Consider the following 26,036-nt stretch of genomic DNA (forward strand, 5'->3'; position numbering starts at 1 on the left):
CTATAAGGGAAAGCGCATTCGGCAAATATGCCGGCCATGCAACCGAACAAGGGCCGGCGTGTTGAGCTGGCGTCTCTCTAAAGACAGCACGAAAACGAAGGTTCTTCACCGATGACGAAACAGCCCAAACTCGAACATTCAGAATTCGCCGGTGAGTTCGAAGACGATGGCGTCACCGTGCTCGTCGATATCTATCGCCCGGCCGATACAAATGGCGACTGGACGCTCGAGGTCATCAGCCAGACGGAAGTCGTGACCAGCTGGGAAGAGACGTTCGCGACCGACAAGGACGCCTGGGAGGAATTCCTTGCCACCGCCGAGCGCGACGGCATCAAAAGCTTCCTCGAAGAAGACGACGGCCAGTCGGTCCACTGAATGGGCTGTCATGCCGGCAACCTGCAGGTTGAGGTCATTGACCGCAGTGGGGGCAGGGAACGTCGTTTCAGAGCGGATGAATGAAGAGAGCGCGAGCGCTTTCGTCAGCCATCTTCGACAGTCGCTTTCGTCAGCACCTGTTGCACGGCGCGCGCAAGATGATCACGCTCATAGGGCTTCTGGATGACGACCTCACTTTCCTTTCTGCGCGCGATCGCCAATTCGTTGCCGTAGCCGGTCGCGAAGATAAACGGCGTTCCTGCTTGCCCGAGCTTGGTCGCAAGATCGAAACTTGTGCCGCGACCGACATTGATGTCCAGCATAGCGAACTGGAAACTCTGCTTGGCAAGCAACTGTTCGGCTTCGGCAATAGTGGAGGCGAGGTGAACCTGAACCGCGCCCAGCTCGTACAGCATGTCCTCGGCCTCCAGTGCGATGAGCATGTTGTCCTCGACCAGCAGAACCTGCGCATCGTGCAGTAGTTGCTTTGGGGGGACGCTGGTAGCTTTCAGGGTATCGGGCTCAATCATCGTCTGCGTCGGTGCCGGGTCTTCAGGCGCAATGATCACATAATTCAGCGGGATGAAGAAATCCGCTTCCAACCCGGCCAGCAGGAAGCGGACCTCTGCCGTTCCCTTCAGATCGAACGGAATCGTTTTCTCGACGATGACAGACCCAAACCCTCGCCGTGTCGGCGCAACCACGGCCGGGCCGCCGATTTCCTTCCATTTGATATAAACGCCTTCGCCGTCGACCGAGTCGACGGTCACCTCTATGCGGCCGTTTGCCGAAAGCGCGCCATGCTTGCAGCTGTTGGTGACGAGTTCATGGACGACCAGCGCAATGGTCGACATCGCCTGTGGCTGGAGCAGTACGTTCGGCCCCTTCAAGGTAAATCGACCGCGTACGCCGTCATGTGCCGCGATCTCATCCTGAAAGATGCCGGCGAGCGGCGCCGGGCCCCAGCTCTGGCGCGTGACGCGGTCATGGGCTCGTGCGAGCGCCTGCACCCGTCCGCCGAGCGATTCGACATAGCTCGCGACATCAACGGCTGTATGGCTTGTCTTCGTCATGAGACTGCGGATCAGGGCAAGGATGTTGCGGACGCGGTGATTGAGTTCGGCAATCAGCACTTCCTGACGTTCGGAAGCACGTCGTCTCTCGTCGCTGGCGCCGTCCGAATAGCGCAGGATGACTTCGATCAGTGCCTGTCTGATCGCTTCGCCGATGCGCTGATCGCGGTCGGAAAAAGGGTTGGACTTGCCGCGGACAAGTTCGGCGAATGCTGCAAAGCTTTTGCGGGGCGATATGCGTTCGCTCTCGGTGCCTGCTTCCGCTGGCTTTGCAGGATTGCCACCCCACCTGATCTCGCTCAGCCGCTCGCGGCGGAACAGCAAGATATAGTCGCGCGGAACACGCGAGATGGGGATCGACAGCATGCCAGCGGCGCGGTCCGCTGTCTCGCTGCACGGCGCATGGACCGAAGCCAAGTTGTCGGTCGTGAACACCCGGCTCGGCGAGGCGGCGTTCAGATGATGGGCCAGAGAGATGACATTATGTTCCGACGGCGTGGCCCCGTGAAGATGAGCTTTGCCGCGACGGTAAATTGCGACACCATCGCAATCCAACATGTCGCGCGTCATGTCCTGCAGCCACTGAGCATCTTCCATCAACGATTCGTCACCAGCAATCATCGTAATGACGCGATCAGCCAAAGCACGTGCGCGATGCTCGTGCTCCTCGCTGCCGCGCCGCAGACGGCTCTCCAGCATCATCGAATACATCGCGCCGAACAGTTCCGATGCCGTCCGCATGATGAAGCTCGGCAGGCGCGGTCCATTGGCATGGCATGCGATAAGCCCCCACAGCTTTTCCTCGACGACGATCGAAATGGATAGGGAGGCACCAACCTCCATGTTGCGCAGATATTCGATATGGACGGGAGACACGGCGCGGCTGATCGACATCGACAGGTCAAGCGGTGGCGTGACCGCGTCCGCGGGAGGCAGTAACGCCATGGTCGGTGCCGCGACGTCGGCTATGATGCGGAAAGGGTTGCGCAAGTACAATTCGCGCGCTTGGCGTGGGATGTCCGACGCGGGATAATGAAGCCCGAGGAAGCTATCCACCCCGGCGCGTGTTGATTCCGCGATGACTTCGCCATGACCGTCTGTGTCGAACCGATAGATCATCACTCGATCAAAGCCGGTGATCGCCAGGACCTGTCGGACCGCATCTCTGTGGAATTTCTCGATTGAAGGAACTTTGGTCAGACGCGCAGCCATTGCGCGAACCATCGAAGCCGCCTCCACCCGTTCGGTCTTTTGTGTCCGTTCGCCTTCGACAATCAGAAGATCGCCCTGAAAATGGATCGACAGATCGACGTTGGGCAATCCCTGCACCAGCTTCACGTCGAAGATTCTCTCTCCTGTCGTTGACGCCAAAATCGCCATCCGGTTCCGGATGTCGTGGAGCGCCGTCTCACTGATCCACGTGTCGAAGCGCGTGCCCAGGAGTTTCTCCGGTTTGACGTTGAAGAATGTTTCGCAGTTCTCGGATACGCGAACGATCGTCCAGTCGTTCGACAACGCAACGAGGAACGCGAAGTTCTGGATCTCTTCGAGTCGCGTGATCGGCTCCCTATCGCAGACGATCAGACTGGCATCTGTGTACTCATAGCCCACTGGTGGCCCCCGCCATTTTGCCTAACGTTGCAGACGATATTTCAGCGGAGAGGTCCCCATCACCTCATGAAACGCCCTTCGAAACTGTGGTGTGCCCTTATACCCGACTGCCCCGGCAATCGCGTCGATGGGAAGGTCAACCTGAGCAAGGAGCGTGACAGCTCGAGAGATGCGCCGCCGTTGAACAAACGAGTGTGGATTTTCCCCGGTCGTCGCCTTGAAGGCGCGGGAAAAATGAAAACGGCTGAGCCCGGCAACAGCGGCCAGCTCCGCCAGGCCGACTGTTGCCTGCAGATGCCCCTCCACGAAATCCGTGACCGCGGCGATCTGTCGGTCCGACAGACGCCCCTGCCTGTCGGCCATGACCCCGAAAACCTCAAGCGATGCCAGCAGGCAGACGCTCTCCGCGTGGAGCTCGTCCACATGAGGCGCCCTCAGAACCGCTTCAAGTTTCTTGAGTGTGGCGCGTAACTGTGGATCGCGGGAGTAGGCGAACGGCGCAGGATCCCGCTCGGTATATCTATCAGCCAGATCTTCACGGATCGCCTTTGGATCGAAATACATAGCGACAAATCGGTTGGTTCGTGGCTGAGGCTGGCACCAGCCCTCGATGCCGCAGCCTTTGGGCACGAAGGTGATCGTGTCGCGCAAGTCCTTTTTATGGAGCGTCGGAAGACCGTCCACGCGCAGCTCACCATCAGTGAGAGTGATATCGTGCAACGCGAGATAGTGGTTCTCGCCACGGCTTCTGAAGTCATACGGTTCAGCACCGCTCAGCTCGAGATACTCGGCCGAAAATCCGTTCAAGTCGAACGCCGCCCGTGCGACATGCGCCATGGCCGGCTCTGCAAAATCTATCTCAAGACCGCGAGAAGAACTCATATGCCTGACTAGCACGCATTTTGCTCGGATTAAACAAAATTTGCTACTGAAGGGTAGGGTTTGCACCTTGGTTGGCGACCGCTCACCTTCGATGGCATCTCGTCCGTCCAAAGTCGAATTCCCTGTAGAAGAGGCTTTCACCTCGAGACACAGCCCATCTACGCTCCAGCCGGTTCCAATCCGCACCAACCTGGCGACAACGCATTTTTGCCGTTTGTCTTTCGCCAGGCTCAAAATCTTGTTATCCGTGCCGCCACGCACCGGAATAGTCGCTCGGAACCAATGCCAACGCATCCTCATAAAAAAGTCTTCGCTGTCGCCCCGATGATCGACTGGACCGATCGTCACTGCCGTTTCCTGCACCGGCAGCTGTCGTCGCGCGCGCTTCTTTATACGGAGATGGTCGTCGCCGATGCGATCATCCATGGGCCGCGGGAGCGGCTCTTGTCCTATTCGCCGGCAGAACATCCTATTGCCTTGCAGCTCGGCGGCTCGAATTCGGAAAAGCTGTCCGAGGCGATCCGGATCGCCGGTGACTACGGTTACGACGAGATCAACCTCAATGTCGGATGCCCCTCGGACCGGGTACAGTCGGGGACATTCGGTGCCTGCCTGATGCGCGACCCCGCGCATGTTGCAGACCTCGTCACAGCCATGAAAAAGGTTTCACAGGCGCCTGTGACCGTCAAATGCCGCATCGGCGTTGATGATCAGGAGCCGGCCGACTCCCTGCCGGACTTTCTCGCGCGAATGATTGGTGCCGGTGCCGACGCGATCTGGATCCATGCCCGTAAGGCCTGGCTGCAGGGACTGTCGCCGAAACAAAACCGCGAGGTTCCTCCACTGGATTACGATCTCGTCCATAGGATGAAGCGTGAGAACCCGGATGTGTTCCTCGGGATCAACGGCGGTATTGCCGATCTTAAGCAAGCTTCTGAACACCTGGAGGTGATGGATGGCGTCATGCTCGGCCGCGCTGCCTATCACAACACCGGCTTGCTGGCGGGCGTCGATGCGCTTCTGGATGGAAGACTTGAGTATCCAGACCCTGACTGGCTGGCGCTGCGCGACGCGATGATTGCCTATGCGGATCAGGTTATCGCCTCCGGTGGCAGATTGCATCACGTGACGCGTCACATGGTTGGTCTGTTTCAGGGTTATCCCGGTGCGCGTCGGTTCCGCCAAATCCTGTCGTCAGAGGCGACGAAGCCTGGCGCTGGGACCGAAATCCTAACCGCTGCGTTCGCGGCAGTGGATTTGAGCTCCGGGCTTGAAAAGGCGGCCGGATAAGCCTTTTGGGATCGATATCCCGTACCCAAGGCGCGTTCTTGGACACGTGCATGCCGGCTGTATATTATTATTTCCTTAAATATTAACACCTAATGTTTTGCTGACAAGTCGATGAAATTGTTCGTCGTGCGTTCTTGTGGTGGCATCCATGTTTCGAGTTCTCGAATGCGTCGTGGTTCAGCATGATCGAAGCACTGTTCTTCTCGCGGCCGGCATCTGCGTCGTCGGCATGCTCGCATTTTTTCTGATCCATAGACGGGCGATCGAGTGCAACGAACGTCGGCGGCGGATCTGGCTCCTTGTCGCCAGCGCCACGGGCGGGCTTTCCATCTGGTCGACGCATTTCGTGGCAATGCTCGCCTACCAAGGCACGATCGCGATCGAATTCGAGCGCGTCCTCACCCTTGTCTCGGCTCTGACTGCCGTCGCCGGCTTCTGGTTGGCGCTGCAGATTGCCGATCGATCGAAGACGGTTTCTTCGATCGCAGCCGGCATGGTCGCCACCGTCACGGTCGCCGCCATGCACTTGATCGGCACCGAAGCGATCCGTGCCGCAGCCACGACCCGCTACGAAATGACGCCCATCCTGATCGGCTCTGTTGTCTCTTTCTCTCTCTTCACCGCGGCGTTCGCCTCCACGACGCTTCGAAGAAGCACCCTGCGCCCGATCTGTGCAGTCGCTGCCAGTGTTGCTGCCATTTGCATCCTGCATTTCACTGCAATGTCGGCGACCGAGCTGATCCCCGATCCGACGCTTCCAGAGGCCTCGCTCGACGGTGGCGGGCGGATCTGGCTCATTGGCGCGGTTTCGATCGTCATGAGTGTGATCGTGCTGACGACTGTTGCCGCGAGCTTCATCGACCGGTACCTGACGGATTTGCGTGGCTTCGCCAACGCGACGCTTGAAGGCCTCGCGGTGGTTCGCGATGGCCGCGTCATCGAGACCAATGCTCGCTTTGCCGAATTGCTGTTGCTGCGCGACCGCGACATCCTCGGCCGAGATCCCGACGATCTGCTGGCGGCAGCCGACGGTCTTCCGCTGACGGCTCAAAGGAATTCCGCAGTCGCTGCCACGCCGAAAGTGACGGACCGTGAGGTCTTTCTCGAGGTTGCCGTCCATACGATCGAGTATCGCGGTCGCTCCTGCCAGGTTCTGGCTGTCCGCGATCTGACCGAGAAGCGCATTGCGGAGCGCCGCATCGAACACATGGCCCGCCACGACGCTTTGACTGACCTTCCCAACCGTACGCTCTTCAACGATCGGCTCGACGGTGCCTTAAGGACGGCTGCACTTTCCGGCGATGTGCTGGCGGTGCTTGCCCTTGATCTCGACCGCTTCAAGGCCGTCAACGATGCGTTCGGCCATGCGGAAGGCGATCGTGTCCTGATCCGGGTCGCCGATATCCTGCGGCGCTGTGTCGGTCCGGCCGATACGCCGTCCCGCATCGGCGGCGACGAGTTCATCATCCTCCAGACAGGCGTCGAACAGCCGGCGGGCGCAAACCTGCTCGCCGAGCGTATCCTCGAAACCTTCCGAACCGAAATGAATGTCGCACTCGATCCCACCGCCGTCGGCGTCAGCATCGGCTGCGCGGTTTATCCGGACGACGGAGAAACGCCTGATGACTTGCGCAATGCGGCCGACATGGCCCTCTACAATGCGAAGTTCTCGGGACGTGGTACGGCAGCATTCTATTCCGCGGCAATGGACGCAGAGCTGCGCGAGCGGCGCGAGATCGAGAGCGAGTTGCGCTACGCCGTACTGCGCTCGCAACTCAGCATGGTATTCCAGCCACTCTTTGATGCCACAAGCGGCCTCTGCTCGGGCTATGAGGCCCTGATGCGGTGGAAGCATCCGCAATGGGGCAATGTCTCACCGAGCGTCTTCATTCCGGTTGCCGAGGAAACCGGCATCATCGTGCCGATCGGTGAATGGGCGATGCGCGAAGCCTGCAGGGTGGCCAGTACCTGGGATGACGGCCTGGCGGTAGCGGTCAACGTTTCGGCCATCCAGTTTCGCTTCCCGAACCTTGTCGACATGATTGCGTCGGCACTGGATGAGAGCGGCCTGGAGCCCCACCGGCTTGAACTCGAGATCACAGAGACCTCGCTGCTCAAGGATCGCGACACGACGCTCGCGACCTTGCTCCGGTTGAAGGCGCTGGGAGTCCATGTGGTGATGGATGACTTCGGCACCGGCTATTCGTCGCTCAGCAACCTGCACAGCTTCCCCTTTGACAAGATCAAGATCGACCGCAGTTTTATCAGCGAGATGGAGGAAAGCGACAGCGCCCGTGCCATCGTCAAAGCCATCATCGGTCTCGGCAAGAGCCTGGACTTGCCCGTCGTCGCGGAAGGCATCGAGACCTTCGGGCAGCACCGGATGGTGGTCGAAGACGGCTGCGAACAGCTGCAGGGTTTTCTCCTCGGCAAGCCGAAGAGCGAGGGCGAAGTGGAGATCCTCTCAGGAATTCGCAATCTTCCGAATTATCGCCGTCGAGGTTAAGGTGGGCGATCATACGGGCTGTTTCGTCAGCAACCCGCTGGCAAGGTGACGGAACGCTTCGACGGCTTTTTCCAACACGGCCGGCGGATCGTCGGCCGCAGCGATCCACAATGCGGCGTTGAGTGCCGCACCGTTGATGAGACGTGCGGCGGCCTCCGCATCCATGCTCTTGACCGTCCCTTCGGCGATGAGAGCGCTGATCGTATCCGCCGTGGTGCGCAGACAGGCGTTCTGATTGGGCCAACGCGATGGGTCGCCGAGGACAGCAGGACCATCCAGCAACATGATGCGCTGAATTTCCGGCTCCAGCGACATCTCGATATAGGCGACCGCCTCGGCAAGAAAGCGGTCCCAAAGTGTCCTGCCGGCGTGGTTTGCGGAAGCACGCATCCGCCCCAGCATCTCGGAATCAATCTGATCGATCACCGCTTGTAAAAGACCCTTCTTGTCTCCGAAATTATGGTAGAGCGCACCCCGCGTCAGGCCGGCGGACGCCGTGAAGTCGTCCATGGACGAGCTGGCATAGCCTTTCTCGGCGAAGGACTTGCGAGCCGCGCTGATCAGCTTGACCCGCGTTTCTTCCATCATCGTTGTACGCTTGCTCGGCGCCATCGCTCACCCCTAAACCGGATTCTTACAGCAGTTGACATACGCAGCGTATCTGAGATACGCAGTTGCATACGGAGCGTATATCAAGATTTACGTGGTCAGGGAAGGCTCCTGCAACGCCGTGGACGCAACAACCGATTGGAGACGAGCTATGATCGAACGAGAAGCAATTTTCCCCGCAGGCCGACAGGCCCTTTACGAGATCAACAAATACTCAGCCGCGATAAGGTCGGGTGATCTTCTCTTCGTGTCCGGACAGGTTGGCAGCCGTGATGACGGGACGCCGGAACCGAATTTTGAAAAACAGGTTCAACTCGCGTTCGACAATCTGCGTGCGGTTCTCGCAGCGGCAGGCTGCGGGTTCGACGACATCATCGACGTCACCACGTTTCACACCGACCCTGAAAATCAGTTCGGGACGATTCAGGCAGTTCGCTTGGGCATAATGGGGGAAAAGCCGTACCCGAATTGGACAGCGGTTGGGGTAAACTGGCTCGCGGGGTTCGACTTCGAGATCAAAGTGATCGCTCGTATCCCGTAATCCCGAGCGGGCCGCGATTGCAGCACGGTCAGCGCCCGATATTAGGCTACGGCGAGTTGCCGTAGCAAACGCTTCAGTTCGACCGATTCCGGCAAAGGCTCGGGCGGTTCGGACTTAAGGTTGTTGCGATCATTGAGTTCAAACTGGTACCAGTTGAAAAGACCAGATGCGACAGTCTGAGCCTCCTCGCTCGACACGTCCACATGTCTCTCCTCGCACCAGGCTTCCAGGAACCTCTGAAGAAGTTCGAGATCATCCGAACCTAGCACGATCGCCGATGAGGCGTTGTCCTGACACATTCTACCCTCGCATCCTTGACAGGCACTCTCCTGATATCGGCGTAGCCGGATGATCAGAAAAGACTGCGGGGCGTCTTTGAAAAGGCGACACCTGAGCGCTGCATCCCGGAGTATGCATGCGTCCCGCAGTGCAAGTTAACGCAGAACCAACGAATTGGTTCAATTCGGGAAAAGCAGTCGGGAGTAAAACGAAAGATTAGGAAGTCTTGACCGCGCGCTTGGTCTTCGTCGCCGCTTTTTTTACAGGGGCGGGGGCATCAGCGGTCTGCTGGAGCCGCAGAGCACGTAGTTTTTCTGTCTTCTTTTCACGAGCAATAACTTCGGCGTCCAGGATGTCACGCACCACGGAGTTGGTCTGCTCCGATTTGGCTTGTGCCGACATTTTCGCGGGCTTGAAGAACTGGTCCTTGGTCGCTGTCATGCTTTCCTCCTGGAAACGGCCGATGTCTGCCGTGGACCGCGAGAATGGCATAGACTGCCATCCTGCGATTGGTTGCGTGGCTCTGGCTTGTGCTCAAAACCACGCTCATGTCGGAGCCTAGCGGGCGCGAGCTACGATGACTTTTTTCTTCGGAGCCGGAAGCAGGCCTTCGCGCTGCATCTGCTTGCGAGCAAGCTTGCGCGCGCGACGGATCGCATCTGCTTTTTCACGTGCACGCTTCTCGGAAGGCTTTTCGTAAGCGCTACGAGCCTTCATTTCGCGGAAGATACCTTCGCGCTGCATCTTCTTCTTCAGGACGCGGAGAGCCTGATCAACGTTGTTATCTCTGACGAGTACCTGCAAAATATCTCCTTACGCGGCGAACCGCTATCTCTTGAAATTTGTCGGACGCGGGTTGATCGGGAAGCGATCTCACATCCGCTCTCTTTTCACCCATTCGAAGTTAAACCGTCTAGCACAGTAAAACCTCAGAATGGACGAAAAAACAAAAGGCCGGGAGATGAACCCCGACCTTCCACCATCATCGCCGCCTTCGTGCCAGTACATCCGTGGTCACGCGGGGCAATGACAAAGCCTTAAGCAGCGCGCAGGTTGTCTGCGGAGCTCTTGCCAGAACGCTTGTCCTGGACAATTTCGTAGCTGATCTTCTGACCTTCGTTCAGGCCATTCATGCCAGCGCGCTCAACAGCGGAGATGTGAACGAACACATCCTGGCTGCCGTTGTCAGGCTGAATGAAACCAAAACCCTTGGTGCTGTTAAACCACTTTACAGTGCCGGTATCCATAACGATTTCCTTTCAATCGTAGTAAGTTGCCAACCCTGAAATACGGGGTCGGGGGTAGATCGACGTTGAGAGGAAATCAGAAAGAGCTCCAAGTTTTCCGGGAGCTGCGGACGAGTCGCTAGCAAAGTTCGATGAAACTCAAAATAGAGAATAATTGCACTTAAACAAGGGCTGCGCGAAAATATATCCCGGAGAGGCCCAAAGCCCGGGCCTCTCCGTTATTCGTGTTACTCCGCGGCCTCCGCGTAGTCCTCAAGCGGCGGGCAGGTGCAGAGCAGATTGCGGTCGCCATAGACATTGTCGACGCGGTTGACCGGCGACCAGTATTTGTCGACACGGAAAGCGCCCGGCGGGTAGCAGGCCTGTTCGCGGCTATAAGGACGATCCCATTCGCCGACCAGGTCTTCCACCGTGTGCGGGGCGTTCCTCAGCGGGTTGTTGACCCTGTCCATGCGACCGTCTTCGATCGCACGAGCCTCTTCGCGGACTGCCAGCATCGCATCGCAGAACCGGTCGATCTCGGCCTTCGTTTCCGATTCCGTCGGTTCGATCATCAGCGTACCGGCAACCGGCCAGCTCATGGTCGGGGCGTGGAAGCCGCAGTCGATCAGGCGTTTTGCAACGTCGTCGACAGAGACGCCGGCCGAGGCGTTGAGCGGGCGGGTGTCGATGATGCACTCATGCGCGACGCGTCCGCTTGCGGACTTGTAGAGCACATCGTAGGCGCCCTTGAGCCGGGCTGCGATATAGTTGGCGTTGAGGATCGCAACCTTCGTCGCCTGCGTGAGCCCTTCGCCGCCCATCATCAGGCAGTAGGACCAGGAGATTGGCAGGATCGAGGGAGAGCCGAACGGCGCCGCCGAAACCGCACCTTCGCTGCCGAGTTCTCCGGCCCATTGCGGGTGACCGGGCAGGTGGCTTGCCAGGTGCGCCTTGACGCCGATCGGCCCCATGCCGGGACCGCCGCCGCCATGCGGAATGCAGAACGTCTTGTGCAGGTTGAGATGCGAAACGTCGGAGCCAATGTCACCCGGGCGGGACAATCCGACCATTGCGTTCATATTGGCACCGTCGAGATAGACCTGGCCGCCATTGGCATGGGTGATCTCGCAGATCTCCTTCACCGTCTCCTCGAACACGCCGTGTGTCGAAGGATAGGTGATCATGCAGCAGGACAGATTTGCCGCATGCTGCTGTGCCTTGGCACGGAAGTCTTCGAGATCGATATCGCCGTTCTCGAGCACTTTCACGACCACGACCTTCATGCCGACCATCTGGGCCGAGGCAGGATTGGTGCCGTGCGCGGAGGTGGGGATGAGGCAGACGTCGCGATGGGTATCGCCATTGGCGATGTGATAGTTGCGGATCGTTAGCAGGCCCGCATACTCGCCCTGAGCACCGGAATTCGGCTGCATCGAGAAGGCATCGTAACCGGTTATCTGGCAAAGCTTTGCCGACAGATCGTCGATCATTTCCTTGTAGCCGAGTGCCTGGTCGACCGGCACGAACGGATGGATGTCGGAAAACTCCGGCCAGGTGATCGGCAGCATTTCAGCCGTCGCGTTCAGCTTCATCGTGCAGGAGCCGAGCGGGATCATCGCGCGGTCCAGCGCCAGGTCGCGGTCCGACAGGCGGCGGATGTAGCGGGTCATCTCGCTTTCGGCGCGGTTCATGTGGAAGATCGGATGGGTCATGTAATCCGATTTTCTGAGAAGCGCGTTGGGCAGGCGGTATTCGACCGGGAAGTCCGACACCTTGAAGTCACCGCCGAATGCGCGCCAGACGGCCTCGAGCGTGACAGGGCGGGTGCGTTCGTCGAGCGACATGCCAATCCTGGTTTCACCGACCTTGCGCAGGTTGACGCCTTCAGCAACGGCCGCCCGCATGATCACACCCTGCATGTGGCCGACCTCGACAGTGAACGTGTCGAAGAACGTATCGGGTTCGATCGTGTAACCGAGCTTTTCCAGGCCCTTGGCCATCAGCACGGCCTTTTTGTGCACCGCTTGGGCAATCGCCTTCAGGCCTTCCGGGCCGTGGAAGACGCCGTACATCGAGGCCATGACAGCGAGCAGAACCTGCGCGGTGCAGATGTTCGACGTGGCCTTCTCGCGGCGGATATGCTGTTCGCGGGTCTGCAGCGACAGGCGGTAGGCACGATTGCCGCGGGCATCGACGGAGACGCCGACGAGGCGGCCGGGCATGGCGCGCTTGTGCGCATCCTTGACCGACATATAGGCCGCGTGCGGGCCGCCGTAACCGACAGGCACGCCAAACCGCTGCGACGAGCCGATCGCGATATCCGCACCCATTTCGCCGGGCGATTTCAGAAGCGTCAGCGCCAGAAGATCGGCCGCCATAGCAGCGACCGCACCGGTCTGGTGCAGGCGGGAGATAAGGCCCGAGAAGTCACGCACTTCGCCGTTCGTGCCGGGATACTGGAAGATCGCGCCGAACACGTCGACCGGGTCGAGATCGGTCATCGGATCACCGACGATCACGCTCCAGCCGAGCGGGGCTGCACGTGTCTCGATCAGCGCAATCGTCTGCGGATGACAGGCGTGGTCGACGAAGAAGGCGGTTGCCTTCGATTTCGCCTGACGCTGGCAAAGCGCCATGGCTTCGGCAGCCGCCGTCGCTTCATCGAGCAGCGAAGCATTGGCGACGTCGAGGCCGGTCAGGTCGCAGATCATCGTCTGGAAGTTCAGAAGCGCTTCGAGGCGGCCTTGGGAGATTTCCGGCTGGTAGGGCGTGTATGCCGTGTACCAGGCTGGGTTCTCCAGAATGTTGCGCTGGATCACAGGCGGCGTCACGGTGCCGTAATAGCCCTGTCCGATCAGCGTGGTCAGCACCTGGTTCTTGTTGGCCGTCTCGCGCAGCTTGTCGAGCGCTTCGCGTTCGGTCAGCGCCGCACCCCAGGTCAGCGGGTTCTGCTGACGGATGGAGGCGGGAACCGTGGCATCGATCAGCGCGTCGAGCGACTTGTAGCCGATCACGGCAAGCATATCGGTCATCTCCGTCGGAGAGGGACCGATATGCCGTCGGTTGGCGAAATCGTAAGGATCGTAGTCGGTGAAGTGGAAGTCGGTCGAGTCACTCATCCGATCAGTTCCTTATAGGCAGCTTCGTCCATCAGCGCGTCGGCGTCGGCTACATTCTTGAGCCTCAGCTTGAAGAACCAGCCGGCAGCCTGCGGATCGGAATTGACCAGCGACGGGTCGTCGACGATCGCCTGATTGACTTCGGTGACTTCGCCATCGAGTGGCGAATATACGTCGGAGGCTGCCTTGACGCTTTCGACGGTTGCGGCATTGCCGTCCTTCACCAGCTCGGCACCGACTTCCGGCAGTTCGACAAACACGAGATCACCTAGCTGCTCGGCAGCATGGGTGGTGATGCCGACGGTGGCAACGCCGTCTTCGAGTTTCAGCCATTCGTGTTCGGCGGTGAATTTCAGCATGGGAATGTCCTCTTGAGGAAAGCGTGAATCGGGATGACGTGGGGGGGAGGCCGGGGATGGGGCCAGGCCGCCCGCGCGTGTTTATCGCTTGTAGGTCGGCGTGATGAACGGCAGCGCGGCCACCGTCATCGGCAGGTATTTTCCGCGCACTTCGGCAAAGACCTGCGTACCTGCAACTGCATGGCTGACGGGAACGTAACCCATGGCAACCGGACCTTCGACCGTCGGGCCGAATGTACCAGAGGTGACTTCGCCGAGTTCCTTGAGCCCGTCCGCATCGGCAAACAGTTTCGCATGCGAACGCACCGGCGCCTTGCCTTCCGGCTTCAGGCCGACGCGGCGGCGGCTGGTACCGTCTGCCAGTTCGCCAAGGATGCGGTCCGCTCCCGGAAACCCGCCTTCGCGGTCGCCGCCGGCCTTGCGCGCCTTCTGCAGCGCCCATTCGAGCGATGCTTCGATCGGTGACGTCGTGGTGTCGATGTCGTTTCCATAAAGACACAGACCGGCTTCGAGGCGCAGGCTATCACGGGCGCCGAGGCCGATGGCTTCGCAGTCTGGGTGCTCGAGCAATGCCTTGGCAACTGACATGGCATGGTCTTGCGGGATCGAGATCTCGAAGCCGTCCTCGCCGGAATAACCGGAGCGCGAGATGATGCAAGCAACGTCGTGCAGCGGCACTTCGCGGACATCCATGAACTTCATCGAGGAGACGCCAGCCCAGAGCTCGGCCAGAACAGCTTCGGCACGTGGACCCTGGAGGGCGATCAGCGCGCGGTCGTCGAGCAGGGTGACGTCGCAGTCCGGAAGGTGCGCCTTCATGTGGGCAAGGTCGGCATCCTTGCAGGCGGCGTTGACGACGACGAGAAGATGGTCGCCGCGATTGGTGATCATCAGGTCGTCGAGAATGCAGCCATTGTCGTCGGTGAAGAACCCGTAACGCTGACGGCCTTCCTTCAGCGACAGGATGTCGACCGGAACGAGCTTTTCCAGCGCAAGTGCTGCATCTGCATAGTCGCCGGACTTCGCTCTGACGATGACCTGGCCCATGTGGGAGACATCGAACAGGCCTGCGGCAGCACGCGTATGGAGGTGCTCCTTCATCACGCCGAGCGGATATTGCACCGGCATGTCGTAGCCCGCGAACGGCACCATCTTCGCACCAAGCGAAAGATGCAGCGCGTTGAGCGGTGTGGTCTTGAGAACTGAGTGATCGTCCAAAAAGGCGCCTCCAGGTTTTGGCGCTCGCTGAGTAAAATCAGCTCACACGCCGGCTCTGATCAGGGCGCGGTTACGCGCCTGTTTCGAGCCCCCTCTGTCCTTTTCGCCTGAGATTGTTATCCCTTCGGCGAGCCCCCGATGACGGTTGCTACTCTCCAGAGTTCCGGTTGGTCGCCCGTGGTCCTTTTGCCTGAGAGTTTCCGGGGCGGTTGCTCCTTCGGCACCGCATCGAAGCGGCTTCTCCCAACGGGTATGAGGTTCATTATCGAGGAGGCGACAGGTTTGACAAGGGGAGAATGTCGTCGTGACCAAGATTTTTGTCGCACACCATAGAGTTAGGCATCGCGACTGAGTGCCAAGGTTCAAGCTTTCCGGACGTTCAGGAATCTGCTCTACCCGTCGTCTTGAAAGACGATGGGAGGCGTTGTCATGAAATTTCTTGCGACTCTGGCGCTGTTTGCAGCGACACTTGGTGCGGCGGCAGATCAATCCTATGCCCAGGCGGGCGATGCCGGTTCCGGGAATAGTGGCATGCACATGCACGGATCGTCCGATCCGACGGCCACATCGGGCGCCACAGTTCAACTCGGTATGCTCGAGATTTCCGGCGGTTATGTGCGTGCCATGCTTCCCGGCCAGCCGGTCGGCGGTGGCTATCTCGTGATCCGCAACACGGGCAGCAAAAACGATAGACTCGTCTCCGCTTCATCGCCTCTGTCGCCTGCCGTCGAGATCCACGAAATGTCGATGCAGGGCCAGATCATGAAGATGCGCCGTCTCGAAGGCGGCATTGCGGTCCCAGCCGGCCAGACCGTCGAGTTGAAGCCCGGTGGACTGCATCTGATGTTCACCAAAGTCGCGACTCCTTTCAAGCAGGGCGACAGCGTGCCCCTGAAGCTGACCTTCGAGAAGTCCGGCAGTTTCGATCTCACGCTCCCGGTCCAGGGTTTCCGTCCCGGCAACCAGCATAACTGATCACGCGGGATGTGATCTCAGGCGTAATATCTCGTTTAGCTCCGCCATCTATTCTACCGATGGGTTGGCTTTGTGGGGACGAAGATCGTGGATATTTCCAGTGCACCGGAACCGGACGCCGGCATTTACCGACGCCTCAGCACGCTTGCGGAAATCGACACGGTCGCCGACGCCTGGCGGGCCCTTGAAAGCCGGTGCGAAGACCGGCTGACCTATTTTCAGAGTTTCGATTGGTGCCGCGGCTGGGTCGCGGCGTTTGCCGGCGATGGCTCCGCGTTCGAATTCCGGATCGAGACTGTGTGGCGCAACGGCAGTCTCGTCGCAGTCTGGCCTCTGATGGTTCAGACCGTCAGCGGCATAAGGGTATTGGAAAACCTCGGCGCACCCCACTCGCAATACTGCAATCTCCTGTGCGACGACGCCCATCTTGCCGGATTGCTGATGGGCAAGTTGCTGACCCGTATCGAGATGATGCCCGATTGCGATGTCGCGGTCTTTCACCCCGTTCCGCATCAATCCTCGCTGGGTCTCCTGCTTCGCTCACAGCCGACGATCCGAGGCTACGGCGGAAGCAGCGCCGTGCTCGATCTCACGCAGTTTGCCGATTCGGACGCATACCGCTCGCACGGCGGCAAATTGAAGAAGCGCAATCGCAACCGTCGGCGCAACCACCTGGCGCGGCTCGGAGAACTCACCTTCGAGATGATCTGGCCCTCCGATCAAAGGTTTGCCGAATACGTTCGCGACTGTGCGGCGATGAAGCGGGTCTGGCTCCGCGAGACCGGGAGAAGCAGCAGCGGTTTTTCCTTCGATGGCCTGGACGATTTCCTGGCGAGCCTGACGGGTGATGCCGCGTTGCTAGAGGGTGCGTGCCTTTCGATCCTGCGGGCCGGCGATGTCACGGTGGCGATGGAGCTCGGCTTCGTGCGGGCAGGGCACTACTACGCCTATCTTGGCAGCTTCGACTGGAGCCTGCGGCATCTCTCCGCCGGCAAGGTGCAAATGGAAATGACAGTCTGCTGGCTGATCGACAACGGGATCAAGACCTACGATCTTCTCGGCGGCGATGGCGCCTACAAACAATCCTGGGCAAACCAGAAACTGGTGCTGAACGGCTATAGCCTGCCCTTCTCGTGGAAAGGGCGCCTCTACGCGCAGGCTTGGCTTCCGGTCATCCGTCCATTCGCCAAGCGGATGTATTTCACGATACCCGAAAGCTGGCGCCGCTTCCTCAGCGGCATTCAGGGTGTCGGACTTCTTGTACTCGGGGTCTGAGGGTCACTCTTCCGTGTCACGATAGGCGGCTTCGGCCATCTGCAGTGATGCCTGCTGCTGCGGAGGCTGCTGGCCGGCATCGAGGAAATCGAGAGACAGGCTGGTCGCAAGCGTCATCGCCCCGGTGACCGTCGGATCGGTCGCACTCTGATCACGCGCAGAAGCGCGTTCGGCGACACGTTTGGCCTCACCAATTCTCGCTTTGACGGACAATTGTGGCGGCGTTCTTAACGTCTCTATGGCGAGCGCTGCCATGCTTGCCGAAATTGTCGTCACCTGAACCATAGCAACCGCCTTCAACCCATTCGGCACATATGTAATATGCGCCGAGTTTGCCGCGAATTAACCGAAATCTCGGCATTTTAACGGTAGGCACGATTTAGGACTTTTCTGGATATCTCGATGATCACTATCATACTTGTCGCACTCGGCGGCGCATTCGGTTCCGTCGCCCGCTACCTCGTGGGCGTCTGGACGCTGCGCCGGTTCGGGCCGAACTTTCCCTGGGGAACGCTGACCGTCAACATCGTCGGCTGTTTCGCAATCGGTTTGCTAAGCGAGGTGATTGCCCGGCGCCTCAACGCCTCGCCTGAGATGCGTCTCCTGCTGGTGACTGGATTTCTCGGCGGCTTCACGACGTTTTCGGCCTTTTCGCTGGATGTCATCTCGCTGTTCGAGCGCGGCGCAACCGTGGCGGGGGCAAGTTATGTGATCGCAAGCGTTGGTGTGTCGCTGTGTGCGGTCTTTGCTGGGCTGGCGCTCGGGCGGGCAATGCTCTAAAGGGCAGGACTGATCACAGATAAGATGAAAGAGCTTTGATGGCAGGCATCGAGCATATCCGCGTCGAGGCGGACGAGGCAGGCATGCGCCTCGACCGTTGGTTCAAGATCCATTTCCCGGGTCTCGGCTTCGGCCCTCTACAGAAACTACTGCGCTCCGGACAGGTGCGCATCGACGGTGGCCGTGTAAAAAGCGACACCCGTGTTGAGCCCGGCCAGATGGTCCGCATTCCCCCGATGGATACCGACGCGAAGAACAGCGGGCCGATCGCGGGCAAGGATCTGAAGCACGCCGGCGACTACGAGCTTTTGCAGCGGATGATGCTGCATGAAGACGACAAGGTCTTCGTTCTCAATAAGCCGGCGGGTCTGGCTGTGCAGGGCGGATCCGGCGTGACCCGCCATATCGATCAGATGATGGATGCCTTCACCAACAAGAGAGGCGAAAAACCGCGTCTCGTCCACCGGATCGACCGCGACACGTCAGGTGTCCTCGTGGTTGCCCGCACACGCGGTGCGGCGCAGAAGTTGACCGCGGCATTCCGCGAACGCGATACCAAAAAGACCTACTGGGCGCTGGTCAAGGGCGTGCCGCGCAAGCGCGAAGACAAGATTTCCAACTGGCTAGTCAAGGAACAGACGCCCGACGGCGACCGCATGCGGATCGCGAGACATGGCGAGGAGGGCGCTGATCACGCGGTCTCCTACTACCGCGTTCTGGAAACCGCCGCGCAGACGATGGCGTGGCTGGAGATGGAGCCCTATACCGGCCGTACGCACCAGCTGCGTGTCCATGCGCTGCATCTCGGTCACCAGATCATCGGCGATCCGAAATATTTCGACGACGACCACAACTGGCCGTTCCCGGGCGGCATCCAGAAAAAGCTGCATCTGCACGCGCGCCACATCGACATCCCGCATCCGGATGGCGGTCGTCTGCGGGTCACGGCTCCGCTGCCGCCGCACATGGTGCAGTCCTGGAACCTTCTGGGCTTCGACATGGAGAACGGTCGGCGGGAGGACCAGGAATGAAGCTTGTCCTGTTCGATTGCGACGGAACGCTGGTCGACAGCGCCGAACTGATCCACGAGACGATGCTGCGCACCTTCCGTCACTTCGGCAAGGCTGAACCCACACTGGCGCAGACGAAGTCGATCATCGGCCTGACGCTCGACATCGCGATCGCCCGCATCGACGGCAAGCCGCATGCCGATGAGGAGGCCGTCGAGATGATGGCCTATTACAAGTCGCTCTTCTCCGTGGTTCGCCAGGATCTCGATTTCCGCGAGCCTTTGTTCGAGGGCATAAAGGATCTGATCGAGACGATCGGACCGCGGGACGACCTTTTGATCGGCGCGGTCACCGGCAAATCTCGTCGGGGCCTCGATATGATCATGAACACGCACGGCTATGCAGACCATTTCGTCGTCAGCCGCACGGCAGATGATTGCCCGTCCAAACCCCATCCGGCGATGGTCACCGAGTGCTGTGACGCCACTGGAATTCTGCCTGCCGACACTCTTGTCATTGGCGATGCGATCTACGACATGCAGATGGCAAAGGCGGCCGGTGCAACGGCAATCGGTGTTTCCTGGGGATACGCCTCGGTTGGCGAGCTTCAGAAGGCCGGAGCCGACCACATCGTCCATCATCCAAGCGAATTGCTGCCGTTGATCGGCTGAGGGTTTTCCATGCGCGACATACTATCCGACCCGAACGCCGGTTTGAGCCACGAAGACCCGACCCGGCGGGCACAGATCCAGATGCACAAGCCTCTGCCGAAGCGCTTCTACAAGGAAGTCTCGGTTGAGGCGGGCGAGGGTGACTTCGCTATCCTTCTCGACGGGCGGCCGGTGAAGACACCCGCCAAGAACGCCTTGAGAATGCCGACCACACGGGTTGCCGAACTCGTCCGCGACGAATGGGCATCGCAGGTGGATGTGATCGATCCGCGCACGATGCCGGTGACACGGCTCGTCAACACCGCGATCGACGGCATTGCCGTCGACCCGCAGGCCGTGTTCGAGGACATCCTTCGCTTCTCGTCGAGCGACATGCTGTGCTACCGCGCAGAAACACCTGCAAACCTTGCGCTTCGCCAGGCCGAGCAATGGGATCCCGTCCTCGACTGGGCAGCGAACGCGATCGGTGCGCGCTTCGAGGTGATCGAGGGTGTCATGCCCAAGGAGCAGCCTAAGGAAGCGATCGCCGCCCTTTCCGGGGTGTTGCGCAAGTATGCGTCCCCGATCGAGCTCGCATCTCTCCATACGGTGACATCGCTGACGGGCTCCGCAATTCTGGCAATTGCTTTTGCCGAAGGTGAACTCTCCGTCGATGACACATGGCGGATCGCGCATCTGGAGGAAGATTGGGCAATCGAGCATTGGGGATCCGATGCCGAGGCCGAACATCGCCGGGCAAAGCGGTTCGAAGAGATGCAGGCCGCTGCTGCGGTTTTTGACGCAACCACAGGGCGGATTTAATCCTTCTCTAACCCTGTTGGGGGAAGATCGGTACAGTCTGCGTATCGAGTTTTCCCATGCGTTCCGGTGTCCTGCGCCTAGCCCTGATCTTGACCCTGACGCCATCGCTGATGGCGTTTCGCATGCCGTTGGAAGATGGTGTGCGCGACAAGCTTCTCTACGACGTCAGGGGAGCTTTCGTGACGGCACGGCCCGACGTGCCACAGGGCCTCGTCATTGCCACCGACATGCTGATCGATGAGGCTGTCCGCTCGACGATGCGGCCGAGCATGCTGCCGCGAACCATCATCTCCGTCCGCATCGACCGCGCAGCGCCCGTTCCCGTCGTCTTCGGCCGGCGGCTGGAGGCGAGGGTCACGGTTCAGGCCGTCTCCGTCTCGACAGGTGAACCGGTCGCGACGGGCTCCTTCGAAACGTCGGTCTTCCTCTTCGGCAACAAGGATGCCGATGCAGCTCTTGCCAGAAAGATCGCCGACCGGGTGGCGAGCGAGTTCCGCCTGCGCAGCGGACATTCCGCAACCATCACATCTGCGCTGTTCGAACCCTGATTCTTGACGAAATGCATTTGATTTCCGCAGGCAAACCGAGCTTAACTCGTTTGCTGCCGCGCAGCCGCGGCAATGCTACGAGAGGGATTTGACATGCAGTTTTTCAATAGTCTGGGACAATACCGTCCGCAGGCGCTGGCCGTGCTGAGAATCATTGCAGCCCTGCTCTTCATCGAGCACGGCACTATGAAGTTGTTCGGTTTTCCGGCACCGATGGGCGACGGTGCTTTGCCGCCGCTTCTGCTGATTGCAGCACTGCTTGAAGTGGTCGGCGGCGCCTTTCTGGTTGTCGGCTTCATGACCCGCCCGGTCGCGTTTCTCCTGTCCGGCCAGATGGCAGTCGCCTATTTCATGGCGCATGCCAGCAAGGGCTTCTGGCCGGCGCTGAACGGCGGCGAAGGCGCCATCCTGTTCTGCTTCATTTTCCTGTATCTCGTCTTCTCCGGCCCCGGTGCCTGGGCAGTCGACAAGAATTGAGATTTTACGCCCGCGGGCGATTGCGCGCGGGCGTCCTGATCCTCGGACGGGAGACTAGGCCAGACGCTCGGCGTGCCAGCGCAGATGGTCGTCCATGAATGTCGAGATGAAGAAGTAGGAATGGTCGTAGCGCTCATGCAGTCTGAGCGTCAGGGCAATATCCTTGCCCTCGATTGCCTGTTCGAACAGCCATGGCCGCAGGCCGCTGTCGAGGAAGTTGTCGGCCTTGCCCTGATCGAGCAGGAATTCCGGAAAATGCGCCCCGTCCTTCACCAGCGCGCAGGCATCGTATGGCCGCCACGTTGACCGATCGGCACCGAGATATTTTTGGAGTGCCGGCGCAGACCAGTCGGCGGTTGTCGGCTCGACGATGGGCGCAAAGGCCGAGCAGCTCTTGAACCGGTCGGGGTTTTTGAGTGCAATCGTCATGGCGCCGTGCCCCCCCATGGAGTGGCCGAAAATTCCCTGACGGCTCATGTCGACGCGGAATTGTTCGCCGATGAGGGCGGGCAGTTCCTGCGTGATGTAGGTGTACATCTGGTAGTTCTCGGCCCAGGGCTGCTGAGTCGCATCGAGATAAAATCCGGCACCCTTGCCCATCTGCCAGTTGGTCGCCTCATCCGCGACGTCGTCTCCGCGTGGGCTTGTGTCGGGGCAGACGATGACGAGACCGAGCTCTGCAGCCAGCCGGCGATACTCGCCCTTGTCCATCACGTTCTGATGGGTGCAGGTGAGACCCGACAGATACCAGAGAACCGGGCACGGCTCAGACACCGCCTGCGGCGGCACGAACACGGCAAACGTCATATCGCATTTGCAGGCATCCGACGGATGCGAATAGACGCCCTGCATCCCGCCAAATGCGGTGTTCTGTGAAATGATTTTCATCGGTTGTGTTCCTCGATGTTGGGACTTCAGCTGGCCAGCGAAACGACTGCGTTGACCGCAGCGGCTACCAGCACCGTGTTGAAAAAGAAAGACACGACCGAGTGGAGGAGATTGATCCTGCGCATGTCGGTCGCGGTGATCGCGACGTCGGAGGTCTGGGCGGTCATGCCGATGATATAGCCGAAATAGAGAAACTCCCAGCCGCCCGGACGATCGGTTCCGGGAAAGTCGAGGCCGCCAACCGGGCCTTCGACCTTGTCGTCGCCGGGGCGCCAGTAAAGGTGGGCGTAGTGTAGGGCAAACATCATGTGCAGCGAAAACCAGCCGAGAATGACGGCGGCGAAGCCGACCATCACATCCAACGCACCTGACGTCTGCTTGTCGTTCATCGCTTCAAACAGCGTCACCAACGAAATCGCCGCCGCTGCAAGCGTGACGGCCAGGATAAGCGGTGCCGGTTCGTCGGTGTTCTGGCCGCTTTTCTCGAAGCGGTCGGCGTCCAGATGCGGGATTCGGAATGCCATCAATCCAAGATAGACGACGAAAAAGATGATCGCCGTCAGCGCCGCGGCAAGCTCCGGCAGCTGCCAGATCAGCACAGGCAACGCGACGACTGCGACAATCGCCGACGCGAAGAAGGGTCCATGCCGGCGGCGGCGCCAGTGCCACAGCGATGCCTTGCCCTGTTGTGTCGACATCCGCCCTCCCGTACCGACTTGATAGCGCGGTCTAGCCGTTTGATTTGGCGCGCCGGCAGAGCCTGTCCAGCGTCTCCAGGAATTTGGATCGGTCGCGTGGCGAGAAGGCTGCGTTATAGCCCTTGCTTTCGCCCGTCTCGCGCAGATGCTGGCCAAGATCGCGCATGGCGCTCGCCATGCCGATATTGGTCTCGTCGAACACGCGCCCGGTCGGTCCCGTGACAAAGGCACCGGCGGCCACACAACGCACGGCAAGCGGCACGTCGGCCGTGATGACGATGTCGGCAGGGCCGGCGCGCTCGGCAATCCAGTCGTCGGCAGCGTCGAAACCGGCCGAGACGATGACGTTCTTCACCATCGGATCGCGGGACGGACGCAAGCCGGAATTGGCAACGAACGTCACCTCAAACGCGTGACGCTCCGCGACTTTGAGGATTTCCGCCTTCACGGGGCAGGCATCGGCATCGACATAGATCAAGGCTTTGCCCTCAGCATGTCCACATGCGGAATACCGTCCTCCAGATACTCCTCTGATATCGGCGAGAAGCCGAACGAGGCATAGAATTTCTGAAGATGGGCCTGCGCGGAAATCTCGATCGTTTCTCCGGGATAGGCCTGTTCGCAGGCGGCGATCGATTCGCGCATCAACGCTTCGCCGAGCCGCTTGCCCCGATGATCCGGCGAGACGGCAACGCGGCCGATGCGCGGATTGTCTGAGGGCTCCGGCCGCCAGATGCGGGCGCAGGCCAGCAGATCGCGGCCGTCGAGAAGACGCAGATGCAGACAGGCCGGATCGTTGCCGTCAAGTTCCGGATAGGGGCATTCCTGCTCGACGACGAACACGTCCACGCGCATCTTCAGCATGGCATAGAGGTCGAGTGCGGAGAACTCTTCCAGTCTCCGCACATCGGTCGTGTAGGACGGCAGGGTGGTCAATAGACCACCACGCCACGGATGCTTTCGCCCGAATGCATCAGCTCGAAACCCTTGTTGATGTCTTCGAGCGGCATTGTGTGGGTGATCATCGGATCGATCTGGATCTTGCCTTCCATATACCAGTCGACGATCTTCGGCACGTCTGTGCGTCCTCGGGCGCCGCCGAAGGCCGTGCCCATCCAGTTGCGGCCGGTGACCAGCTGGAACGGACGGGTCGAGATCTCCTGACCGGCGCCGGCAACGCCGATGATGACCGACTTGCCCCAGCCGCGATGCGACGATTCGAGCGCCTGGCGCATGACCTTGGTATTGCCGGTGCAATCGAACGTGTAGTCGGCGCCGCCGATCAGGTCGCCGTTGCGCTTGGTCATGTTGACGAGATAGGGCACGATGTCTTCGCCGACCTCTTTCGGGTTGACGAAATGTGTCATGCCGAACTTCTCGCCCCATTCCTTGCGGTCGGGATTGATGTCGACGCCGATGATCATGTCGGCACCGGCAAGCCTCAGGCCCTGAAGGACGTTAAGGCCGATGCCGCCTAGACCGAAGACGATCGCGGTCGAACCGATTTCAACCTTGGCCGTATTGATGACGGCGCCGATGCCCGTCGTGACGCCGCAGCCGATGTAGCAGATCTTGTCGAAGGGCGCGTCGGGATTGACCTTGGCAACCGCGATCTCCGGCAGAACCGTGAAGTTCGAGAATGTCGAACAACCCATGTAATGGTGGATCTTGTCCTTGCCGATCGAAAACCGGCTGGTGCCGTCAGGCATCACGCCCTGGCCCTGCGTGGTGCGGATGGAGGTGCAAAGGTTGGTCTTGCGCGATGTGCAGGAATAGCACTCGCGGCATTCCGGCGTGTAGAGCGGAATGACGTGGTCGCCCTTCTTGACCGAGGTGACACCCGGTCCGACATCAACGACGATGCCGGCGCCCTCATGGCCGAGAATGGCAGGGAAGAGGCCTTCCGGATCGGCGCCCGACAGGGTGAAATCGTCGGTGTGGCAGATGCCGGTCGCCTTGATCTCGATCAGCACTTCGCCGGCGCGAGGGCCTTCCAGCTGTACGGTCATCACTTCGAGCGGTTTGCCAGCCTGAACGGCAACGGCGGCGCGGACATCCATGGTGTCACTCCATTTTATCTATAAGATTCTGCCGGGACTTTTGCACGGCAAGTGGTCCGGGCTCAAGCCGGAAGACGGTATGAATAGTCGCAATCGGGTGATCGGTCAGGGCTCGATGATCGGGGCCTGCGGAGAAGCGCTGCGCGGCACCAACCCCGTCAGCCGAACATCATCGACGACTTCGACCATCATCTTGAAAGGTTTGAAGCCGGAGCGCTGGTAGAATGGCAGCGCCTGCGCCGAATCGAGATGGCAGGTGTGAACCCATAGGCGCGAGATCGGTCGAGACCACGCCTTCTCGATTGCAGCGTTCATCAAGAACCGGCCGGCACCCTTGCCGATCGTACCGGCGGCGAGACCGAAATAGCCAATCTCGCATTCGCCTTGGCGCCGGAAATCGAGTTCCAGCAGCCCCACCGCGCGATCGCCGTCCATCAGGGCGTGAACTTCGACCAATGGGTCTTGAAGGATTGCAGCAAGCTCGCTGTCATCAATGACGAGGCGCGAGGTCCACATCCAGTGTTCGCCGACCGACCTGTAAAGCGCGCGATAATCCTCGATCGACGGCGACGGCCAGTGCTCAACGGTAAGCAATCCTACCGGTGGCATCGAACCCGGTTCCGGTCGTTCCAGCATCTCCAGGCAGGTTACCACGGTCGCGATCATTCCCGGCGGAACATTGGAATATCCGCTCAAAAGCATGGGATTGTCAGGGGACATCGGGTCTTGGCTCATGAGGTCTTTTCACGATGTTTGATGGTC

General features: G+C 59.9%; 29 protein-coding genes and 2 riboswitches. Of the genes, 12 read left to right on the plus strand and 17 right to left on the minus strand.

Features of this window, described 5'->3' with window-relative positions; translation table 11 throughout:
* The first annotated feature begins 111 nt into the window (after positions 1–111).
* Positions 112–375 (plus strand): hypothetical protein, encoded by a 264-nt coding sequence (locus tag BLW69_RS12860; RefSeq protein WP_062457099.1) that lies wholly within the window; start codon positions 112–114, stop codon positions 373–375.
* 104 nt (positions 376–479) lie between these two features.
* On the opposite strand, the gene BLW69_RS12865 is transcribed toward BLW69_RS12860, so the two are convergent.
* Both BLW69_RS12865 and BLW69_RS12870 read right to left on the minus strand, forming a co-directional pair.
* A complete protein-coding gene (locus tag BLW69_RS12865) occupies positions 480–3,059 on the minus strand; it encodes an HWE histidine kinase domain-containing protein (RefSeq protein WP_092662276.1) in 2,580 nt (859 codons plus the stop codon).
* A 21-nt stretch (positions 3,060–3,080) separates the two neighbouring features.
* A complete protein-coding gene (locus BLW69_RS12870; RefSeq protein ID WP_244508812.1) occupies positions 3,081–4,289 on the minus strand; it encodes an AraC family transcriptional regulator in 1,209 nt (402 codons plus the stop codon).
* On the opposite strand from BLW69_RS12870, the gene dusA reads away from it, so the two are divergent.
* Together dusA and BLW69_RS12880 are read left to right on the plus strand one after the other, a co-directional pair.
* Positions 4,266–5,231 carry a tRNA dihydrouridine(20/20a) synthase DusA gene (dusA, locus tag BLW69_RS12875; RefSeq protein WP_244508813.1) on the plus strand — a complete coding sequence of 322 codons (966 nt, stop codon included), beginning with the start codon at positions 4,266–4,268 and terminating at the stop codon, positions 5,229–5,231. The two genes, BLW69_RS12870 and dusA, sit on opposite strands and share 24 nt — an antisense overlap.
* 148 nt (positions 5,232–5,379) lie before the next feature.
* A complete protein-coding gene (locus BLW69_RS12880) occupies positions 5,380–7,737 on the plus strand; it encodes a bifunctional diguanylate cyclase/phosphodiesterase (RefSeq protein ID WP_092662282.1) in 2,358 nt (785 codons plus the stop codon).
* A 9-nt stretch (positions 7,738–7,746) separates the two neighbouring features.
* Here BLW69_RS12880 and BLW69_RS12885 read toward each other — a convergent pair whose 3' ends face one another.
* On the minus strand, positions 7,747–8,349 hold the full coding sequence (locus BLW69_RS12885) for a TetR/AcrR family transcriptional regulator (protein WP_175487266.1): 603 nt from the start codon (positions 8,347–8,349) through the stop codon (positions 7,747–7,749).
* A gap of 148 nt (positions 8,350–8,497) precedes the next feature.
* Here BLW69_RS12885 and BLW69_RS12890 point away from each other — a divergent pair, with 148 nt between their 5' ends.
* Entirely contained in the window at positions 8,498–8,887 is a 390-nt protein-coding gene (locus BLW69_RS12890) for a RidA family protein (RefSeq protein WP_092662284.1), read from the plus strand.
* A gap of 41 nt (positions 8,888–8,928) precedes the next feature.
* Here the strand turns inward: BLW69_RS12890 and BLW69_RS12895 are convergent, their stop codons facing one another.
* The 7 genes from BLW69_RS12895 to gcvT form a co-directional block, all read right to left on the minus strand.
* A complete protein-coding gene (locus BLW69_RS12895; RefSeq protein ID WP_062457086.1) occupies positions 8,929–9,186 on the minus strand; it encodes a hypothetical protein in 258 nt (85 codons plus the stop codon).
* Positions 9,187–9,382: 196 nt separating this feature from the next.
* Complete coding sequence (locus tag BLW69_RS12900; RefSeq protein ID WP_062458069.1) at positions 9,383–9,607, minus strand: hypothetical protein; 225 nt, start codon at positions 9,605–9,607, stop codon at positions 9,383–9,385.
* Positions 9,608–9,724: 117 nt separating this feature from the next.
* The gene (gene rpsU / locus BLW69_RS12905) at positions 9,725–9,970 is read right to left on the minus strand and encodes a 30S ribosomal protein S21 (protein ID WP_062457083.1); all 246 of its coding nucleotides are present in this window, start codon (positions 9,968–9,970) and stop codon (positions 9,725–9,727) included.
* 233 nt (positions 9,971–10,203) lie between these two features.
* The gene (locus BLW69_RS12910; RefSeq protein ID WP_062457081.1) at positions 10,204–10,413 is read right to left on the minus strand and encodes a cold-shock protein; all 210 of its coding nucleotides are present in this window, start codon (positions 10,411–10,413) and stop codon (positions 10,204–10,206) included.
* A gap of 227 nt (positions 10,414–10,640) precedes the next feature.
* Positions 10,641–13,514, minus strand: coding sequence for an aminomethyl-transferring glycine dehydrogenase (gene gcvP, locus BLW69_RS12915; protein WP_092662286.1), 2,874 nt, complete (start codon positions 13,512–13,514; stop codon positions 10,641–10,643).
* The gene (gcvH, locus tag BLW69_RS12920; protein WP_092662288.1) at positions 13,511–13,873 is read right to left on the minus strand and encodes a glycine cleavage system protein GcvH; all 363 of its coding nucleotides are present in this window, start codon (positions 13,871–13,873) and stop codon (positions 13,511–13,513) included. The genes gcvP and gcvH overlap by 4 nt, the downstream gene beginning before the upstream one ends.
* Positions 13,874–13,954: 81 nt before the next feature.
* Positions 13,955–15,091: a glycine cleavage system aminomethyltransferase GcvT gene (gene gcvT / locus BLW69_RS12925; protein WP_092662290.1), complete on the minus strand. Its 1,137-nt coding sequence runs from the start codon at positions 15,089–15,091 to the stop codon at positions 13,955–13,957.
* 84 nt (positions 15,092–15,175) lie between these two features.
* Positions 15,176–15,260: riboswitch (glycine riboswitch) on the minus strand.
* A riboswitch (glycine riboswitch) is annotated at positions 15,261–15,347 on the minus strand.
* Positions 15,348–15,520: 173 nt separating this feature from the next.
* Between gcvT and BLW69_RS12930 the strand changes: the two genes are divergently transcribed.
* A complete protein-coding gene (locus BLW69_RS12930; protein ID WP_092662569.1) occupies positions 15,521–16,066 on the plus strand; it encodes a copper chaperone PCu(A)C in 546 nt (181 codons plus the stop codon).
* A gap of 87 nt (positions 16,067–16,153) precedes the next feature.
* Positions 16,154–17,341, plus strand: coding sequence for a GNAT family N-acetyltransferase (locus BLW69_RS12935; RefSeq protein ID WP_139283856.1), 1,188 nt, complete (start codon positions 16,154–16,156; stop codon positions 17,339–17,341).
* 3 nt (positions 17,342–17,344) lie between these two features.
* Here the strand turns inward: BLW69_RS12935 and BLW69_RS12940 are convergent, their stop codons facing one another.
* Positions 17,345–17,626: a hypothetical protein gene (locus tag BLW69_RS12940; protein ID WP_062457067.1), complete on the minus strand. Its 282-nt coding sequence runs from the start codon at positions 17,624–17,626 to the stop codon at positions 17,345–17,347.
* Positions 17,627–17,743: 117 nt separating this feature from the next.
* Between BLW69_RS12940 and crcB the strand changes: the two genes are divergently transcribed.
* From crcB to BLW69_RS12970, 6 genes are all read left to right on the plus strand, one after another.
* Positions 17,744–18,121 carry a fluoride efflux transporter CrcB gene (crcB, locus tag BLW69_RS12945; protein WP_092662294.1) on the plus strand — a complete coding sequence of 126 codons (378 nt, stop codon included), beginning with the start codon at positions 17,744–17,746 and terminating at the stop codon, positions 18,119–18,121.
* A 38-nt stretch (positions 18,122–18,159) separates the two neighbouring features.
* Positions 18,160–19,152: an RluA family pseudouridine synthase gene (locus BLW69_RS12950; RefSeq protein ID WP_062457061.1), complete on the plus strand. Its 993-nt coding sequence runs from the start codon at positions 18,160–18,162 to the stop codon at positions 19,150–19,152.
* Complete coding sequence (locus BLW69_RS12955; RefSeq protein ID WP_092662296.1) at positions 19,149–19,802, plus strand: HAD-IA family hydrolase; 654 nt, start codon at positions 19,149–19,151, stop codon at positions 19,800–19,802. Before BLW69_RS12950 ends, BLW69_RS12955 begins: the two co-directional genes overlap by 4 nt.
* Positions 19,803–19,811: 9 nt before the next feature.
* On the plus strand, positions 19,812–20,603 hold the full coding sequence (locus BLW69_RS12960) for an ATP12 family chaperone protein (protein WP_092662298.1): 792 nt from the start codon (positions 19,812–19,814) through the stop codon (positions 20,601–20,603).
* Between the two features lie 56 nt (positions 20,604–20,659).
* Positions 20,660–21,151, plus strand: a complete 492-nt coding sequence (locus BLW69_RS12965; RefSeq protein ID WP_062457054.1) for a hypothetical protein — start codon at positions 20,660–20,662, stop codon at positions 21,149–21,151.
* Positions 21,152–21,244: 93 nt separating this feature from the next.
* A complete protein-coding gene (locus BLW69_RS12970) occupies positions 21,245–21,628 on the plus strand; it encodes a DoxX family protein (protein WP_092662300.1) in 384 nt (127 codons plus the stop codon).
* A gap of 54 nt (positions 21,629–21,682) precedes the next feature.
* Here the strand turns inward: BLW69_RS12970 and fghA are convergent, their stop codons facing one another.
* From fghA to BLW69_RS13000, 6 genes are all read right to left on the minus strand, one after another.
* Positions 21,683–22,516, minus strand: coding sequence for an S-formylglutathione hydrolase (gene fghA / locus BLW69_RS12975; RefSeq protein WP_092662302.1), 834 nt, complete (start codon positions 22,514–22,516; stop codon positions 21,683–21,685).
* A 26-nt stretch (positions 22,517–22,542) separates the two neighbouring features.
* Positions 22,543–23,214, minus strand: coding sequence for a DUF1345 domain-containing protein (locus BLW69_RS12980; protein WP_092662304.1), 672 nt, complete (start codon positions 23,212–23,214; stop codon positions 22,543–22,545).
* Between the two features lie 31 nt (positions 23,215–23,245).
* Positions 23,246–23,692 carry a YaiI/YqxD family protein gene (locus BLW69_RS12985; RefSeq protein ID WP_062457036.1) on the minus strand — a complete coding sequence of 149 codons (447 nt, stop codon included), beginning with the start codon at positions 23,690–23,692 and terminating at the stop codon, positions 23,246–23,248.
* Positions 23,689–24,150: a GNAT family N-acetyltransferase gene (locus BLW69_RS12990; protein WP_244508814.1), complete on the minus strand. Its 462-nt coding sequence runs from the start codon at positions 24,148–24,150 to the stop codon at positions 23,689–23,691. The genes BLW69_RS12985 and BLW69_RS12990 overlap by 4 nt, the downstream gene beginning before the upstream one ends.
* Complete coding sequence (locus BLW69_RS12995; RefSeq protein WP_062580660.1) at positions 24,147–25,274, minus strand: S-(hydroxymethyl)glutathione dehydrogenase/class III alcohol dehydrogenase; 1,128 nt, start codon at positions 25,272–25,274, stop codon at positions 24,147–24,149. The genes BLW69_RS12990 and BLW69_RS12995 overlap by 4 nt, the downstream gene beginning before the upstream one ends.
* Before the next feature lie 105 nt (positions 25,275–25,379).
* Complete coding sequence (locus tag BLW69_RS13000; protein WP_244508815.1) at positions 25,380–26,009, minus strand: GNAT family N-acetyltransferase; 630 nt, start codon at positions 26,007–26,009, stop codon at positions 25,380–25,382.
* Positions 26,010–26,036 lie beyond the last annotated feature (27 nt).

It is taken from the genome of Rhizobium sp. NFR12 (assembly GCF_900108545.1).
GTDB lineage: Bacteria > Pseudomonadota > Alphaproteobacteria > Rhizobiales > Rhizobiaceae > Neorhizobium > Neorhizobium soli.